The following is a 17,282-nucleotide window of genomic DNA, read 5'->3' as shown; positions in this document are numbered from 1 at the left end:
TCTAGGGGCTACGGGCGGATTTGTCTTGGCGGGGTGTGTCATGCAAAGGGGGCGGGCATAATGGCGATTATGTCTTCATATCCAGGATCACCCGCATGACCCAGATCAGCGTCGAACGCAAACACACCCTCGGCCGTGAAGCCGCTCGCGCCAAGGCGCAGGCGCTGGTGGAAAAGCTGACCCGCGAGTACGACCTCAAGGCCAGCTGGAACGGTGATCGTGTCGATGTGAAACGCAGCGGCGCCAACGGCAGTGTGCATATCGGTGAGGACACCATCCGCGTCGAGCTCAAGCTGGGCATGATGCTGTCGATGATGAGCGGCACCATCAAGGGCGAGATCGAGCGGGCGTTGGACAAGGCGCTGGCCTGACGCCCGCTGCTGTCAGTTGTCGGGGAACGGGATCAGGTCGTCGATCTGCTCCAGACGTAGATCACCTCTATAGATCTCATTGCGCTCTGCCGGGGCCAATGCACGTTCCAGGCGCTCGTCGCGACTCATGGCGTCCGGGAACTTCAAATGGCCTTTGGCGAAGCGCCGGGCATCGACATTGGCAGTGGTGTAGTGGAAATGCGCTTCCCAGAGCTTCTGCCTGGGTTGCAGGCGATAAATGTCATACACATCCAGAAAATCGTTGGCCTTGAGCTTCTTGCGGCTTCGGGTCAGCTTGATCTCGATTTCGCCCGCCTCCACCAGGAAACGCAGGGCTTTGCTATCCGGCTGCAGGGTGCCAAGGTAGGCGATGGTCAAGAGCCGTTTCTTTTCTGCCTGTACCTCGGCAATCGCCTGATCCAGCCTGGTGGCGAGTGAATGCCCTTGATCCGGGCCGTTACGCAAATCCTTTGCGGTGTTGGCCATGTCCTGAATGTAGAAATCAAGCTGGTCTGCCAGGTCGTTAGGGCCCTTCAGATGGCGGGAGGCGTGGGCGACCCTGGCATTGTGCTGAGCTAAAAGGTCGGCGCCGGTGCGGCGCAGGCGAGCGTAGTCGGGTGTCGGCGGGCTTTGCGTTACAGCTTTCCAGCAATCACCTTCAGGCTGATAGCGCGCAATGGTCTGTCCTGTCAGCGGATCGACCTGCACGGCTTCGCTGCCTTCCTCGGCCTGTTCGACGACCAGTGATGTGCCGCGGGTGGTGCGGATCACTTTGCGTCTCACTGGACGCACCTTGTGCGTCAGGGGCGGTTCGAGCACTGCCTCCTGCGTATCCGCGGCGGCAGAAACATGGGCAAGGTCATTCTCGGCCAGCGTTATCAGTGCGTTCAGCTCATCGATGTATTCATTGAGCCTGCTGCTGTCCATCGCCGGAATATCCCCTGATAGTAAATATTCGGCATTGCTCCGTGACAGTTTGTATTCGCGCAGCGCGCTCTCCAGCGGCTCCTTCTGTGCTTGCGGCTCCAGGCGGGCAGCGGCCAGGCTGTCGTGGCTCAGCAGCGCTTCATGGAGCTGTTTGCTGCGCAAGGTCTTTTGCAAGAGCAGGATGGTTTCGAAGTTTTCCGCGGTCAGCTGGTCTCGCTTAACCACCAACTGATACAAGTCGCTCAGGATCTGGGCTCGAACGATCAGTGTGGAGTATCGCCGGCTGGTGATGATGCGATCGAGCATCTTGCGTTTGCCCGAGAACTGGACCTGCCCATCTGCCAGAGCCTCGCTGAGGTCCTGGTCAAGCCGTTGGCTGGCGTTGAATAGGCGTCTATGGGTACCCAGCGTTGCCTCGACGTTCTTGCTGAACTCCAGATACAGCGCTGCCTGCTGCTGGCCGAAAGGCAGTTGCTGGAGCCGACGCGACTGGTCTTTGAGTGTGTCGTAGTCATTCATTTCGAGCAGGCGGCGGAAATGTTGCAGGTCGGCGGTCAGCAACTGTTCCGACCACTGGCCACGGGCAAAGGATGCGGCGGCCTTGGGGTCGAACCTGGCGTATTTGGGGTCGCTCATACTGGCGTACAGCTGCACCTGGTCCTTTATCAGCCCGGCCTGTTTTTCGAAGGTGCGTGCCAGTACATCGAGGTTCACCCGTGCCTCGTTGCGCAGCGTCCGTAGTGCCTGCCGCTGTATCTGCAGGTCTTCCGGCAGGTCGTCGGGGGCGACGCCGGGGTAATCGTTCAGAGCCTGCTCGAACGCCAAATGGGCTTCGTCATACGGTTTCACCCGCTCAAGATAGCGCTCGACGAACGTTTCCGTGCTGGTGAGTTTTTGGTCATTCGCCATTCGGCGTTCCTGCATTGCCTTGAAGGCCTGCTTTTTTTCATCGATCAACGCCTTTGCCGTTTTTGGCATGTCGTCTGGCATGCCGCCTGGCATGTGCAGGTTCAGCATCCATTCGCCATTCCAGCGCTCCAGCCAAGGACCGCGGCTGCGTTCGCGGCCGACAATGTAGTACCCGTCAGGCTCCGCCCCCCAGGTTTGCGACCATTCGCTCTGGCTGACCTCCGGGCCAATGATGCGCATGCCGCTCCAGCTCTCCTCAACTTCATAGGCGACATCCTGCAGTTTTACGTAGTAGCGGTCGTCCACCTTGTACAGGCCGCGCATGCGGCTGCTGGCCAGCGCACTGTGTTCGTTCAGGCTGACATGGGCGCGTAGCGTGACAAGGGCGGCACGGGCTTCGCGGGGCAAGTTGCCGAGCCGCTGATCGTGACCCCATTGTCTGACGTTGAGCGCTGCAGGCTTGGGTTGCTCGAGGGGGGCTTGCCAGGTTTTTTGCTCAGGTTGCTGCTTTGTGGTCGCGCCGCAGCCACGCCGTGGCCTGGGCTGCAGCGCCAGCTCAGGTTCGACGTCGGCTGGGCTGGAGCCGTGGACCAGCAGCATGGCCAGGTTCAGCAGTATGTCAGCGGTGGCGAGCACCTTTTCTCCGCTGCTTCCTTGGGTCAAGGCTGTCAGGTCATCCTTGATGCTGAGCAGGGCTGTCACCAGCCAGGCGAGCAAGCCTGCAGGCCCACGCAGCAGCGGCGTGACCGTGTTGAATGCCAGCCAGGCGAATTGCACGACCATCGCCCAGCGTTGTTGGGCATTCGAGGTGCTCTGGCGTGAAGCCAGTAACAGAAGCACGTCGGCCCTGGCCTGAAACATCGACCTGTCCAGGTCGCCGGTCGGTGGAGTGAAGGCCAAAGTGGCCGGTGCCCTCAGGCGTTCGATCGCCTCGGCGGCCAGCTCGGAACCGGGCCCCAGCAAGTGCGCCAGTTCAGTCAGGCCACTGTGCAAGTGCGGATGAGTGAAGCCATCATCGGCATAAATGGGGCGGGCTTCGTCATCCAGCCAGGCGAGGATGTCCTGCTGCAGGCGCTGCTCAGTCCGGATTGCTGCCATCAGGTGCCCTTGGCTTTCGAACTGCCTGACAGCCTGCGCGGCGTTCAAGGGCCGGTAGAGTATCCAGGCCTCTGTGGCGGGGGCGTGGATGACGAACATGCCATGCACCCGGTTGGCCTTCGGGCCACCCGGGACGCTGTTGAATGACAGCGGAGCCAGGCTCAGCGATGCGCTGGCGTGGGCTTTACGGTGGCAAAAGTCTGCAACGACCTGCCAGGTTCGCTCGCTCAGCTGGCCACCGATCTTGGCCTGTAGTGCGCTCAGCAGCAGGGCTGCACGCCATTCTTCGGCGAAAAGCTGGCGGTGTTTGTCGGTGTCGTTGCCCTTTTGCAACTGGTCGTGGACAAAGGACGGATACTGGCCACCAACATCCACGGCAGCGATCAGTGCATCGACGTAGTCAAGGTCCAGCCAGCTGCTCAGCGCCTGTTGATCGGCCAGTTGGATGGCTGAAGCTACCTGGCCGCTGCCCAAGGGCAGGCGTGAAATGGCCAGTTCGGTCAGGCTCATGGTTTTCAGGTACTCAAGCCTCGCCGGCCCCTCGGAGGACACCTGCACCACCTGCGAAACGGTGATCTGCACCTGGTCAGGGTGGCAAGGCGGCTCGGCCGGGTGGTCATTGCGCATGTGCTCGCGTAGGCGGCGAACCGTGTACTGCTGCAAGTCTTCGATTCCGTCCAGGGATGACTCACCCTGTTTCAGCATTTGCTGCGCCGACAGATCCAGCAACGCCATGTGGTACTGGAATCGGTCCGTCAGCGTGGCGTTTTCCAGCCAGTCAGGGAGGGGGATCGCGGGTGTCCATTGCTCGAGCTTGAAGGAGGCCGGGAATGTCGATGAAGGATCGCTCAGCAGGCTGTAGGCCTCTTCCAGATCGCTTGTCTGTTCGATTGCATCAAGTTGCACGCGGTCAATCTGTTGCAGCATGGCGTTGAGCAGTTGCCTGGCCTGATAGCCGAACGGGTCTTCGGCCAGGGCCGTGCAGGCCCAGGACATCGTGTCGAACACATGGCGCTCGGAGAGCTCGTCGCGCAGGGCGACTGCAAAGGCCGCGAGCTCGGTGAAGCCACGTACGGTGCCAGAGGGCTTGCACCACAAGATCAGGTCGCGCGCCTCTTTTTTGCCCGTGATGAGCAGGTCCGGCAGTACCAGATGAACCGTGCTGCCCGGGTTGCCGAGTGAGGCTTGCACACCCTGCACGTTGGCCGACGTATCCGATTGAGCGAGCATGGCGTACAGCAAGGCCTTCTGGTCACTGTCCAGGCCTTGGCGCTCGAGCGTGCCGAGCAGTGCGGCCTTCAGCACCTGCTGCATCCAGCGCAGACGGGTCACATCCGAGTCACCCTCGCGGCTGTTCCAGAAACTGACCTGTGCCTGTTGAAATCTCTCGCAGAGAATCGCAAGGACATCGTCGTAATCCGTGTTCAGGTCGGCCATGCGAATGTCGATGGTCGGCGCGTCGTTCTGAGGACGAAAGATGGCCGGCGGGTTCAGGCTGAACTGGTCCGTGGGCTTGAGTGCCATGGGCTGGCCCGTGAGGAAATGCTCAAGCATGGTGTCGACCAGGTTGCCTGGTTGTGCCGCGGGTTCTTCATCCTGGCCAGGCAGGATGCTGAAGTTTTTTATCGATTGCAGTTCTGGGTGGTTCTTGCGGATCCACGGATAGCGTGCGGCGAGTGCGTCGAAACCCGCGGCGGCAACGACCTCGCGCAAGCTTGGGCGGTGGGCGAACTGCATCGCTACCCGTTGCCGGAACGATGTCGCTGGCGAGGTCGGTGGCTGGGGCATGGCGAAGGCTCCGGAAAAAGGGAGCCGAATTCTGGAGTGCCGGTCTGCAACCAGTGCGGTAGATACATCAGTGTGGCGATCTTAGGGTGAAGATTCTAAATCCTGCCCCTACCTTATGCTCAAGCCCAAACTTCATGGGCGGTTCTCCCACTCATGAGCATGAGGTACAGAGCATGGCCAAAGTGACTGTGAAGAAAAAGGACGACGCCCAGAGTACGCTGGGCGAAGTGCGCGGCTACGCGCGCAAGATCTGGTTGGCTGGGATCGGCGCTTATGCGCGGGTCGGCCAGGAAGGCTCCGACTACTTCCATGAGCTGGTCAAGGCCGGCGAAGGTGTCGAGAAGCGTGGCAAGAAGCGCATCGATAAAGAGCTTGATGCTGCCAACCACCAGATCGACGAAGCCGCTGAAGAAGTCAGTCGCGTACGCGGCAAGGTAGAGATCCAGCTGGACAAGATCGAAAAAGCTTTCGACGCACGGGTGGGGCGCGCCTTGAATCGCCTCGGCATTCCGTCTAAACATGACGTTGAGGCGTTGTCCATCAAGCTTGAACAGCTGCACGAGCTGCTCGAGCGCGTCGCGCACAAACCATAAGGAGAGCAGGATGGCTGGCAAGAAGAACACCGAGAAAGAAGGCAGCTCCTGGATCGGCGGAATCGAGAAGTACTCCCGCAAGATCTGGTTGGCTGGCCTGGGTATCTACTCCAAGGTCGACCAGGACGGTCCGAAGCTGTTTGATTCGCTGGTGAAGGACGGCGAGAAGGCCGAGAAACAGGCGAAGAAAACCGCCGAAGACGTGGCCGAGAGCGCCAAGTCGTCGACCAACTCGCGAGTGTCGGGCGTGAAGGATCGCGCGCTGGGCAAGTGGAGCGAGCTGGAGGAAGCCTTCGACAAGCGTCTGAACAGCGCCATCTCGCGTCTGGGCGTGCCCAGCCGCAATGAGATCAAGGCCCTGCACCAGCAGGTCGATTCGCTGACCAAGCAGATCGAGAAACTGACCGGTGCCTCGGTCACCCCGATCTCCAAGGCCAGCGCCAGCAAGACGGCCGCCAAGCCATTGGCCAAGGCGGCCGCCAAGCCTGCGGCCAAGACCGCTGCGGCAAAACCTGCGGCGAAGACCGCGGCGGCCAAGCCTGCGGTCAAGGCTGCGGCCAAGCCTGTAGCGGCCAAGCCCGCTGCCAAACCGGCCGCAGCCAAGAAACCTGCCGTGAAGAAAGCGGCGCCGGCCAAGCCTGCCGCAGCCAAGTCCGTCGCACCGGCGCCTGCTGCCACCGCAGCCCCGGCACCGAGCGCGGCTCCGGCCAGCAGCACCCCGTCGGCACCGGTGAACGCGGCCAACCAGGCCTGATATCGGGTCGTACTGCTCGCGGGGCAAGCCCGCTCCCACGAAACCTGCACAGGACTCGGGGGAGCGGGCTTGCCCCGCGATCGTTTCAGCCTTCCAGATACCTCATTGCCAACTGCTCCGCCGCCATACGCGCCGGGGCCTGCAGATGTGGCGCCACCAGCATCATCACCTGGTACACCACCACGCCGACATCGCCCTCGCGGCCAAGCACGCGCTGATAATCAAGCGAGCACATCAGGGTCAGGGTGATCTGTTCCACCAACTGCCCCAGTGCCTGGGTCTCGCTGGTCACCTGGCCCTGTGCCTTGAGGCTGGCCAGCAGTGCGGCCAGGGTGCGCTTGAGAGCGTTGATCAGGCTGCGCATGCCCCGCGCCAGCTTGGGCAGGCGCCCGGTGAGGTTGGACAGGTCCTGGAACAGGAAACGGTACTGGGCCATGCGTTCGACGATCAGGTGCAGGAACAGCCAGTAGTCCTCGGCATTCAGGCGTACGTCCAGCGGCGGGTCGAGCAGTGGCATCAATTGCTCTTCGAAACGTTCGAACAGGCCGATCACCAACGGCTCCTTGCCGTGGAAGTGGTAGTACAGGTTGCCTGGGCTGATCCCCAGTTCGTTGGCGATCTCCAGGGTCGAGACGTTCGGTTCGCCCTGGCGATTGAACAGCTGCAAGGCACATTCGAGGATACGGTCGCGGGTCTTCATCCGGTCAGCGTGCCAGTACGTAGCTGCCGGGCGCGGGGCCCAGCGGTGGATAAGTGGTGCTGCCCAGGTCGTCGCGTGGCGTCCTGAGCGTGCCGGAGCGCTGCAGTATCCATTCCAGCCACAGGGGCCACCAGCTGCCGTCGCGGCGTTGGGCGTCGTGGAACCAGGCCCGCGGGTCGCTGGAGAGCTTGGGGTTTTCCAGGTAGTAGGACTTTGGGTTGCCGGGCGGGTTGATGATGCTCTGGATATGACCGCTGTTGGCCAGAATGAAGCGCCGGTCGCCGCCGAGCAGCAGGGCCGAACGGTACACCGCGTCCCAGGGGGTGATGTGGTCGTTGCTGCCGGCCACGGTGAAGCTGTCCAGCCCGACCTGCGTGAGGTCGATCGGTGTGCCGCACACCTCCAGGCCTTCGGGGAAGGTCAGCGGGTTGAGCTTGAAGAAATCCAGCAGGTCGCCGTGCAGCGCGGCCGGCAGGCGCGTGCTGTCGGCGTTCCAGTAGAGGATGTCGAAGGCCGGCGGTGTCTTGCCCATCAGGTAGTTGTTGACCCAATAGTTCCAGATCAGGTCGTTGGGGCGCATCCAGGCGAAGATCCGTGCCACCTCGCCGCCGTCCAGTACGCCGCGCTGATAGGAGCGGCGCTTGGCCGCCTCGATGGTCTGTTCGTCGGCGAACAGGCTGGCGGGGCTGTCGAACTGGCTGTCGAGCAGGCTCACCAGGTAAGTGGCGCTGCGCACCTTGCGCAGCTGCTTCTTAGCTTGCAAGTGGCCCTGCAGCGCGGCCATGGTCAGGCCGCCGGCGCAGGCGCCCATGAGGTTGGGGTCGCGGTTGCCGCTGATGCTGCGGCAGGCGTTGAGCGCTTCCTCCAGGGCTTGCACATAGCTGGACAGGCCCCACTCACGGTGACGGGGGTCGGGGTTGCGCCAGCTGACCATGAACACCTGCAGGCCCTGCTTGAGCATGTACTGGACGAAGCTGTTGGTCGGGCTCAGGTCGAAGATGTAGAACTTGTTGATCTGCGGCGGTATCACCAGCAGCGGCCGGGAGTACTGTTTCTCGCTCATGGGCTTGTACTGGATCAACTCCAGCAGCTCGTTGCGAAACACCACGGCGCCCGGGGTCGCTGCCAGGTTGCCGCCAACCTCGAAGGCCCGTTCGTCCACCTGCCGTGGCAAGCCGTCGTTGTGGCGCAGGTCGTCGAGCAGATGGCTGACGCCACGCAGCAGGCTCAGGCCGCCGGTGTTGAACAGCTCCTTGACCGCCAGCGGATTGAGCAGCGAGTTGCTGGGGGCGAAGGCGTCGCTGACCAGGTTGAACAGGAACTGCGCCCGGGCGCGGTCGTCGTCGGCCAGGCTGCTTTCCTCGATCCACAGGCGCGTCTGCTTCTGCCAGGCAAGGTAGGCCTGCAGGCCGCGGCGGTAGAACGGGTTCTGGCTCCAGGTCGGGTCGCTGAAGCGTGCGTCACGCGGGTGGGGCTGGTAGGGGCTGTCGCCGATAAGCACGCGCCCCAGCTGGCCGCCCAGGCTCAGCAGGTGATGCGCGGTGTGCAGCGGATTGCGCAGGCCGATCCGGCCGACCTGGCGCAGGGTCGAGAACAGGTCGCGACCGCGCAGGCCGGTAATGGCGTTCTGCACGTTCATGCTCGTGGCGGGGACCGGTGTCGATCCTCTGGCCGGTTTGTCCTTCATGCCAACACTCCTTCGTCAGATCCATTTCCGCGTTGGCCTTGGTGCGGGTAAAGCTACTCCTGCAGGTTCGCATCACCTGCCTGGGAGTGCCCGCAAAGGCCCGTGCTGACGCAATAAAAAGCCTTCCTACCCCCGTGCCGCTGGCCGAGGGTGCATGACCGCGCGTTGGCGTTCTTGCTCGAGGAATTTCATGATGATCGGTGCGACGGCCTCGGCCCGGGTGATCAGGAACAGGTGGCCATCATCGATTATGTGTAGCTGGGCATTGGGAATCCGCCAGGCCAGCAGGCGCATGTTGATCAGCGGGATCAGCGGATCGTCGTCGCCGGCCAGCACCAGGGTGGGCTGGTGGATCTTGTGCAGCCAGTGGATGCTGGTCCAGCCGAGCCCGGCGAACAGTTGCCAGTAGTAGCCCAGCTTGCCGCCCGAACGCACCTTCGAGGCATGGTGCATGGCCAGGTCCGGATCCCGGCGAAAGCCGCCGCCATAGATCAGCGGCGCGATGCGGATCACATGGGAGGGCTGCACGTAGCGCCGTGGGCTGGCCATCATCCACAACACCTTGGGCTTGCCCGGTACCATCACCGCACCGGCGGCGGTGGCGGCCAGCACCAGTTTCTTGCAGCGTTCGGGGTAGTCGTGGGCGAACTGCTGGGCCAGGGCGCCGCCCCAGGACACGCCGATGACGTTGACCTGGCCGTAGTCCAGGTAGTCGAGCATCCTTGCAGTCAACTTGGCCAGGCCGGGAAAACGGTAGGGGTGACGGGGCGTGGACGAGCCGCCCACCCCGGGCACGTCGAAGGCGATGACCTCCAGGTCCGGGTCCAGGGCCTCGATGAATGGAAACACCAGCTCGAGGTTGGCGCCGATGCCGTTGAATATCAGCAGCGGCGTCAGGTGGGGCTTGCCGGGGCGGACCGCAGTGCGGATGGACTGGTCGTCCAGCTCGACGGTCCTGAAGATGTACGGTTGCGGCATGCGCGTGACTCTGTGGTGAAAGTAGCGCCGCGCTGCGCCAGCAGGCGCACCACGGCGGTTCGGCTCAACGCTCGTGCACGTATGTTCCCGGTGCGGCCTCGCCCGCGGTATAGGCGCGGTTACCCAGCCGTGTAGGTGCCTTCTTGAGTTCGCCGGCGCGCTCACCCAGCCAGGCCTGCCAGTGCAGCCACCAGGAGTCGGCATGCTTGACCGCGTTCTCCTGCCAGGCCACCGGGTCGTCCGGGCGGTCTTCGCCCGTCATGAAGCGCGCCTTGGGGTTGCCCGGGGGGTTGAGGATGCTCTGGATATGGCCGCTGTTGGACAGCACGAACTCGATCTTGCCGCCGAACAGGTGTGCCGAGCGGTAGCACGACTGCCACGGGGTAATGTGGTCGGCGGTGCCGGCAACGCTGTAGATGTCGCAGTCGACCTGCTTCAGGTCGATGGCCGTGCCGCACACTTCGAGGGCGTTGGAACGGATCAGCGGGTTGTTCTTGAACATCTCGATCAGGTCGCCGTGGAAGGCGGCCGGCAGTCGGGTGGTGTCGTTGTTCCAGAACAGAATGTCGAACACCGGTGGCTCGTTGCCGAGCAGGTAGTTGTTGACCCAGTAGTTCCAGATCAGGTCGTTGGGGCGCATCCAGGCGAACACCTTGGCCATGTCGCTGCCTTCCAGCACGCCGGACTGGTAGGAGTGGCGCTTGGCCGCTTCCAGGGTCTGCTCGTCGACGAACAATGCCACCTGGGTGTCGACAGTGGTGTCGAGCACGCTCACCAGCAGGGTCAGGGCATTGACCTTCTTTTCGCCGAGGGCGGCGTAGTGGCCCACCAGCGCCGTGCAGGTGATACCGCCGGAGCAGGCACCGAGCATGTTCAGGTCCTTGCTGCCAGTGATCGCCAGCACCGCGTCGACGGCTTCCTTGAGTGCGTCGATGTAGGTGGACAGGCCCCACTCGCGCTGGGCCTTGGTCGGGTTGCGCCAGCTGACGATGAAGGTCTGTTGCTGTGAGCGCAGGCAGAAGCGCGCCAGGCTCTTTTCCGGGCTCAGGTCGAATACGTAGAACTTGTTGATCTGCGGTGGCACCACCAGCAACGGGCGGCTGTGCACCTGCTCGGTGATGGGGCTGTACTGGATCAGCTCCAGCACATCGTTGCGGTACACCACCGCGCCTTCGCTGGTGCCCAGATTCTTGCCGACCTCGAAAGCCTCCATGTTCACCTGGCTGGGCATGCCGCCGTTGTTGACGATGTCCTTGGCAAGGTTGGACAGCCCGTCGAGCAGGCTCTTGCCGCCGGTCTCGAAGAAGCGTTTGACCGCGGCCGGGTTGGAGAGGGTGTTGGTGGGCGCCATGGCCTCGGTCACCAGGTTGATGACGAACTGCCCGCGGCTGATGTCCTGCGGCGACAGGTCACTCTCGCTGATCCAGTCGTTGAGTTCCTTGCGCCAGGCCAGGTAGGTCTGCAGGTAGCGGCGATAAAGGGGGTTCTTGCTCCACGCCGGGTCGCTGAAGCGACGGTCGTCGCCTTCCGGTTGCAGGGCCGACTTGCCCAGCAGGACGTTTTTCAGCTCCAGGCCGAAGTGCGCCACGTGCTTGGCGCTGTGCAAGGGCTGGCGCATGGCCTGGCGTAATACCGTGCGTGCCGATGTAAGTAGATCCTTGCGGCGAATGCCGATGACCGGGTTCAGCCCCAGGGTGTTTTCCGAGGCCTGCCGCTGCAACTCATCGTTGTTCTTGTTACTCATCTACGACGCTCCGTTGTCCTGAGACGAGTACCGGTGTGCTGTGACAGCCCGGTACTGCTACTCGGGTGACCAGTGATAAGGAACAGCGGTGCTGCGACCGGATGCGTGCCGATGATGAGCTGCGGGGGTTTCTGCGTGTGAAGACAACCTGCTTTCGCTCGCGACCTCTACATACCGGCCTGGCCCTGCCTGCCCGGAGGCGATGCAGGGAACTTGCCAGCTCCATTGGTTACCCGACTTTCGTGTAATGCGCAAGACAGCCAATCTTTGGCCGTCATCCAGGCATTCAAGCAGATGAGATTAGAAAATGCGCTCTAAAGCTTGCGGGGCTTGAGCTAGAGCATCAATTTCACTACCGATTCGGACGGGTCGCGGGATTTGCCGGCCTTGTGCAATTCGTCGAGGTAGTCGGCCCATAGCTGCTCCTGGCGCAGGCACAGCTGCTCGAGGTATTCCCAGGTGAACAATCCTGAGTCATGGCCGTCGTCGAAGGTCAGTTTCAGTGCGTATTGACCAGCCGGTTCCAGGCCGCTGAGGCCGACGTTGATCTTGCCGAATTGCAGGATGGGATTGCCGTGGCCCTGGACTTCGGCGGAAGGCGAGTGCACGCGCAGGAACTCGGCGGGCAGGTGGTAGACCTCGCCGGGAGCGTAGGTGAGGGTAAGGGTCCTGGAGGCTTTGTGCAGGTTGATGGCGGTGGGGAGGCGGGCCATGGGTGACTCTCTCTTTGGCTTCAAGCTGCAAGCTTCGAGTGATTCCAGGCATTGTGCAAGGGGGCCGCAACGCGGCCCCCTGCGGTCTTACAGGATGTAGCGCGACAGGTCTTCGTTCTGCGCCAGCTCACCCAGGTGGCTGTTGACGTAGGCGGCGTCGATGTGGATCGGTGACTCGTCGTGGGCGCTGGCCAGGTCGCCGGCGCTGAACGACACCTCTTCGAGCAGGCGCTCGAGCAGGGTGTGCAGGCGGCGGGCACCGATGTTCTCGGTTTTCTCGTTTACCTGGTAGGCGATCTCGGCCAGGCGCTTGAGGCCCTCGTCGGCGAACTCGATGTTCAGGCCCTCGGTCTTGAGCAGGGCGCTGTATTGCTCGGTCAGCGAGGCGTGCGGCTCCTTGAGGATGCGCTCGAAGTCTTCCGGGGTCAGCGCCTTGAGCTCGACCCGGATCGGCAGACGGCCCTGCAATTCGGGCACCAGGTCGCTCGGCTTGCTCAGATGGAACGCGCCGGAAGCGATGAACAGGATGTGGTCGGTCTTGACCATGCCCAGCTTGGTATTGACGGTGCAGCCTTCGATCAGCGGCAGCAGGTCGCGCTGCACGCCTTCACGGGAAACATCGGCGCCACCGACGTTGCCACGCTTGGCAACCTTGTCGATCTCGTCGATGAACACGATACCGTGCTGCTCGACCGCTTCCAGGGCCTTGGCCTTGAGCTCTTCCTCATTGACCAGGCGGCCGGCTTCTTCGTCACGGACCATCTTCAGCGCGTCCTTGACCTTGAGCTTGCGTGCCTTGCGCTTGCCCTTGCCCATGTTGGCGAACAGGCTTTGCAGCTGGTTGGTCATCTCTTCCATGCCGGGTGGCGCGGCGATCTCGACACCCATGCTTTCGGCGACTTCGATCTCGATTTCCTTGTCGTCAAGCTGGCCTTCGCGCAGGCGCTTGCGGAACAGCTGGCGAGTGTTGGAGTCGCTGCTGCTCTGCTGGGCTTCCTCGCTGAAGCTGCTGACCCGCGCCTGTGGCAGCAGGGCGTCGAGGATGCGGTCCTCGGCGGCGTCCTCGGCGCGGTGGCGCACGCGGACGATCTCCTGCTCGCGCAGCATCTTCAGCGCGGCGTCGGCCAGGTCGCGGATGATCGATTCGACGTCACGGCCGACATAGCCGACCTCGGTGAACTTGGTCGCTTCGACCTTGATGAACGGTGCGTTGGCCAGCTTGGCCAGGCGGCGGGCGATTTCAGTCTTGCCCACGCCGGTGGGGCCGATCATCAGGATGTTCTTGGGGGTGACTTCGGCACGCAGCTCGGCGGGGAGCTGCATGCGCCGCCAGCGGTTGCGCAGGGCAATGGCGACAGCGCGCTTGGCGTCGTCCTGGCCGATGATGTGGCGGTTGAGTTCGTGGACGATTTCGCGTGGGGTCATGGACATGATGTATGGGATCCTCAAGCACAGTGATCAGTGTGGAAAAGTCCCGCTGCGAGCGGGACGCCAAAACAACTGATTCACTCGGCCAGGTCCTGCTCCTCGATGGTCAGGTTGTGGTTGGTGAACACGCAGATGTCGCCGGCGATGTTCAGGGCGGCCTCGGTGATCTCGCGGGCCGACAGGTCGGTCTTGTTCAGCAGGGCGCGGGCCGCGGCCTGGGCATAGCCACCGCCGGAACCCATGGCGATCAGCCCGTCCTCGGGTTCGACCACGTCGCCGTTGCCGGTGATGATCAGGGATGCATCCTTGTTGGCCACGGCCAGCATCGCTTCCAGGCGGCTCAGCGAGCGGTCGGTACGCCATTCCTTGGCCAGCTCGACGGCGGCACGCACCAGGTGGCCGGAGTGTTTCTGCAGCTGGGCTTCGAAGCGCTCGAACAGGGTGAAGGCATCGGCGGTGGCACCGGCAAAACCGGCGATGACCTGGCCGTTGTACAGGCGCCGCACTTTCTTGGCGTTGCCTTTCATCACGGTGTTGCCGAGGGAAACCTGGCCGTCGCCGCCCATGACGACTTTGCCGTTACGGCGGACAGAAACGATGGTAGTCAAGGGGAGAGTCTCCACGCAGCGGGGCGAAAATGCCTGATGCAGACTCATATGGGGGGAGGGGGGAAGGATTTCAACCGAGAGGGATGAATGGTTGTTTCAAGGCATTGCCTGGCAGGCCTGCTCCACACAATGACCCCGGGGGCTTCGTGGGAGCGGGCTTGCCCCGCGATGGCGTTACTCAGGCCTCGTGGCAGACGTGCCCATCGACCAAGGTATAACGCACCGCGCCCGGCAGGCAGTGGCCGATGAACGGGCAGTTCTCGCCGCGGGAGAACCAGTGTTCGCCGGCCACGGTCGAGGCTTTCGGGTCGAACAGCACCAGGTCGGCGGCGGCGCCGACTTTCAGCTCGCCGGCTGGCAGGCGCATGGCCGTGGCCGGGCCGCTGCTCAGGCGTGCCAACAAGGTCGGCAGGTCGAGCAGGCCGTCCTCCACCAGGGTCATGGCCAGCGGCAACAGTAGCTCGACACTGCTGATGCCTGGCTCGGTGGCGCCGAACGGCGCCAGCTTGGCATCGCGCTCGTGGGGCTGGTGATGGCTGGAGATTGCCTGGATCACCCCAGACTTTACCGCCTCGCGCAGGCCGTCGCGGTCGGCGGCGGTGCGCAGTGGCGGCTGCACGTGGTACAGGCTTGAGAAGTCGCGCAGGGCCTCATCGGTGAGGATCAGCTGGTACAGCGCCACATCGGCGGTGACCGGCAGCCCCAACTGCTGGGCCTGGGCGATCAGCCGGGCGCCACGGGCGCTGGTGATCTGTGTGAAGTGAGCGCGTACGCCGCTCTGCTCGACCAGCAGCAGGTTGCGGGCCAGGGCCACGGTCTCGGCGGTTTCCGGGATGCCAGGCAGGCCGAGGAAGCTGGCCATCGGCCCCTCGTGGGCGAGGCCGCCCTGGGCCAGGTCACGGTCCTGGGAATGGAACACCACGGTCAGGTCGAAGGTGGCGGCGTATTCCAGGGCGCGAGCCAGGGTGCGGTTGTTGGGGATCTCTTTCAGGCCGTTGCCGAAGGCCACGCAGCCAGTGTCGCGCAGGGCCACCAGTTCGGCCAGTTGCTCGCCTTCCAGGCCTTTGGTCAGGGCACCGATCGGATAGACCTTGCTGTTGGCCGCTTCGCGGGCGCGGTCAAGGATCAGTTCGGCGACGGCCGAGGTGTCCAATACTGGCTTGGTCTGCGGTGGGCAGCACAGGCTGGTGACGCCACCGGCGACCGCGGCGCGGGTTTCGCTGGCGATGTTGCCTTTGCGGCTGTAGCCAGGTTCGCGCAGGGAGACACCGAGGTCGACCAGGCCTGGGGCGGCGACCAGGCCATCGGCCTGGATCATGCGGCTGGCGCTGAAGCCGGCTGGAGCCGCGCCGATGGCGGCAATGCGCCCGCCGTCGAGGTGCAGGTCGGTGACCTTGTCCAGGCCGCTGGCAGGATCGATGACCCGGGCGCCGATAATGCTGATGGTCACTGGGCGTTCTCCTGCTCGAATTGACGTTGCGCGTTCTGCCCGCTCATGGCCATGGACAGTACTGCCATGCGTACGGCGATGCCGTAGGTGACCTGATTGAGGATCACCGAATGCTGGCCGTCGGCCACTGCCGACTCGATCTCCACGCCGCGGTTGATCGGGCCCGGGTGCATGACGATGGCGTCGGGTTTGGCACCGGCCAGGCGCGCGGTGGTCAGGCCGAACAGGCGGTAGAACTCGCCCTCGCTGGGCAGCAGGCCGCCGGCCATTCGCTCACGCTGCAGGCGCAGCATGATCACCACGTCGACATCCTTGAGGCCTTCGGCGAGGTCCGTGTACACCTTCACGCCGTACTGCTCGATGCCGATCGGGATCAGCGTCTTCGGGCCGATCACGCGTATGTCCGGGCAGCCCAGCGCCTTGAGCGCGAGCATGTCGGAGCGGGCCACGCGCGAGTGCAGGATATCGCCGACGATGGCCACCGACAGGTTCTCGAAGCTGCCCTTGTGCCGACGGATGGTCAGCATGTCGAGCATGCCCTGGGTCGGGTGGGCGTGGCGGCCGTCACCGCCGTTGATCACCGCCACGTCCGGGCACACGTGCTCGGCGATGAAATGGGCGGCGCCGGAGTCGGAGTGGCGCACGACGAACATGTCGGCGGCCATGGCCTCCAGGTTGCGCAGGGTGTCGAACAGGGTCTCGCCCTTGCTGGTCGAGGAGGTCGACACGTTCAGGCTGATCACGTCCGCCGACAGGCGCTGGGCGGCCAGCTCGAAGGTGGTGCGGGTACGGGTGGAGTTCTCGAAGAACACGTTGCACACGGTCTTGCCGCGCAGCAGCGGGACTTTCTTCACGGCCCGGGCGCCGACTTCGAGGAACGAGTCGGCGGTGTCGAGGATCTCGGTCAGCAGTTCGCGGGGCAAACCGTCGAGCGAGAGGAAGTGGCGCAGCTGGCCCTGATCATTGAGCTGCAGCGGGCGCTTGGCGTCGAATGGCGTCATCGCGGGGGACTCTTAAAGGGCGGATGCGGGAGCGAGGTCCTGGCGCTCGAGGGCGAGCGGCGTGGGTCCGGTCAATTTTACCCGTTCATGGGCGGCCAGGGACAGGGTGGCGCCAAGCACATTCGGGCGGATCGGCAGTTCGCCGGCATCCAGGTCGAGCAGGCAAACCAGCGTCACGCTGGCCGGGCGGCCGTAGTCGAACAGCTCGTTGAGCGCGGCGCGGATGGTACGCCCGCTCATCAGCACGTCGTCCACCAGCACCAGGTGCTGGCCTTCGATCTCGAACGGCAGTTCCGAGGGGCGCACCTGCGGGTGCAGGCCGTTCTGGCTGAAATCGTCCCGGTAGAAGGAGACGTCCAGGGTACCCAGCGGGCTCTGGTCGCCGAGCTCGGCCTGCAGAGCCTGGGCCACCCACACGCCGCCGGTGCGGATGCCGATGAAGCGTGGCTCGGCGATCGTGCGGCGGGCCAGGTGGGCGCGAAGGTCGACGGCCATCTGCCGGATCAGGTCGGCGGGATTGGGTAGGCTCATTG

14 protein-coding genes are annotated in these 17,282 nt (G+C 63.6%); 3 read left to right on the top strand and 11 right to left on the bottom strand.

The window, feature by feature from the left end; all coding sequences use genetic code 11:
* Positions 1-95 precede the first annotated feature (95 nt).
* Positions 96-371 carry a polyhydroxyalkanoic acid system family protein gene (locus tag ACZ9C1_RS16440; RefSeq protein WP_277502211.1) on the top strand — a complete coding sequence of 92 codons (276 nt, stop codon included), beginning with the start codon at positions 96-98 and terminating at the stop codon, positions 369-371.
* A 12-nt stretch (positions 372-383) separates the two neighbouring features.
* Here ACZ9C1_RS16440 and ACZ9C1_RS16435 read toward each other — a convergent pair whose 3' ends face one another.
* Positions 384-5,093, bottom strand: a complete 4,710-nt coding sequence (locus ACZ9C1_RS16435; protein ID WP_476254176.1) for a hypothetical protein — start codon at positions 5,091-5,093, stop codon at positions 384-386.
* Positions 5,094-5,266: 173 nt separating this feature from the next.
* Here ACZ9C1_RS16435 and ACZ9C1_RS16430 point away from each other — a divergent pair, with 173 nt between their 5' ends.
* Together ACZ9C1_RS16430 and ACZ9C1_RS16425 are read left to right on the top strand one after the other, a co-directional pair.
* Positions 5,267-5,686: a phasin family protein gene (locus ACZ9C1_RS16430; protein WP_139674012.1), complete on the top strand. Its 420-nt coding sequence runs from the start codon at positions 5,267-5,269 to the stop codon at positions 5,684-5,686.
* Positions 5,687-5,696: 10 nt separating this feature from the next.
* Positions 5,697-6,440, top strand: coding sequence for a phasin family protein (locus ACZ9C1_RS16425; protein ID WP_277502209.1), 744 nt, complete (start codon positions 5,697-5,699; stop codon positions 6,438-6,440).
* Positions 6,441-6,525: 85 nt separating this feature from the next.
* Here the strand turns inward: ACZ9C1_RS16425 and ACZ9C1_RS16420 are convergent, their stop codons facing one another.
* The 10 genes from ACZ9C1_RS16420 to pyrR form a co-directional block, all read right to left on the bottom strand.
* Positions 6,526-7,140, bottom strand: coding sequence for a TetR/AcrR family transcriptional regulator (locus ACZ9C1_RS16420; protein ID WP_277502208.1), 615 nt, complete (start codon positions 7,138-7,140; stop codon positions 6,526-6,528).
* 4 nt (positions 7,141-7,144) lie between these two features.
* Entirely contained in the window at positions 7,145-8,827 is a 1,683-nt protein-coding gene (gene phaC / locus ACZ9C1_RS16415; RefSeq protein WP_102682240.1) for a class II poly(R)-hydroxyalkanoic acid synthase, read from the bottom strand.
* Between the two features lie 126 nt (positions 8,828-8,953).
* Entirely contained in the window at positions 8,954-9,805 is an 852-nt protein-coding gene (phaZ, locus tag ACZ9C1_RS16410; RefSeq protein WP_038706927.1) for a poly(3-hydroxyalkanoate) depolymerase, read from the bottom strand.
* 64 nt (positions 9,806-9,869) lie between these two features.
* Positions 9,870-11,549 (bottom strand): class II poly(R)-hydroxyalkanoic acid synthase, encoded by a 1,680-nt coding sequence (gene phaC / locus ACZ9C1_RS16405; protein WP_046853916.1) that lies wholly within the window; start codon positions 11,547-11,549, stop codon positions 9,870-9,872.
* Between the two features lie 335 nt (positions 11,550-11,884).
* Entirely contained in the window at positions 11,885-12,262 is a 378-nt protein-coding gene (locus tag ACZ9C1_RS16400; protein WP_102682239.1) for a gamma-butyrobetaine hydroxylase family protein, read from the bottom strand.
* Positions 12,263-12,349: 87 nt separating this feature from the next.
* On the bottom strand, positions 12,350-13,693 hold the full coding sequence (gene hslU / locus ACZ9C1_RS16395; protein WP_102682238.1) for an ATP-dependent protease ATPase subunit HslU: 1,344 nt from the start codon (positions 13,691-13,693) through the stop codon (positions 12,350-12,352).
* Positions 13,694-13,767: 74 nt separating this feature from the next.
* The gene (gene hslV / locus ACZ9C1_RS16390; protein WP_011536056.1) at positions 13,768-14,298 is read right to left on the bottom strand and encodes an ATP-dependent protease subunit HslV; all 531 of its coding nucleotides are present in this window, start codon (positions 14,296-14,298) and stop codon (positions 13,768-13,770) included.
* A 178-nt stretch (positions 14,299-14,476) separates the two neighbouring features.
* Positions 14,477-15,748: a dihydroorotase gene (locus ACZ9C1_RS16385; protein ID WP_102682237.1), complete on the bottom strand. Its 1,272-nt coding sequence runs from the start codon at positions 15,746-15,748 to the stop codon at positions 14,477-14,479.
* Positions 15,745-16,749 (bottom strand): aspartate carbamoyltransferase catalytic subunit, encoded by a 1,005-nt coding sequence (locus ACZ9C1_RS16380; protein ID WP_102682236.1) that lies wholly within the window; start codon positions 16,747-16,749, stop codon positions 15,745-15,747. Before ACZ9C1_RS16380 ends, ACZ9C1_RS16385 begins: the two co-directional genes overlap by 4 nt.
* Positions 16,750-16,761: 12 nt before the next feature.
* Positions 16,762-17,280 carry a bifunctional pyr operon transcriptional regulator/uracil phosphoribosyltransferase PyrR gene (gene pyrR, locus ACZ9C1_RS16375; protein WP_102682235.1) on the bottom strand — a complete coding sequence of 173 codons (519 nt, stop codon included), beginning with the start codon at positions 17,278-17,280 and terminating at the stop codon, positions 16,762-16,764.
* Positions 17,281-17,282 lie beyond the last annotated feature (2 nt).

The organism is Pseudomonas sp. TE21435 (genome assembly GCF_056279265.1).
This window is presented reverse-complemented; position numbering and strand designations above follow the sequence as displayed.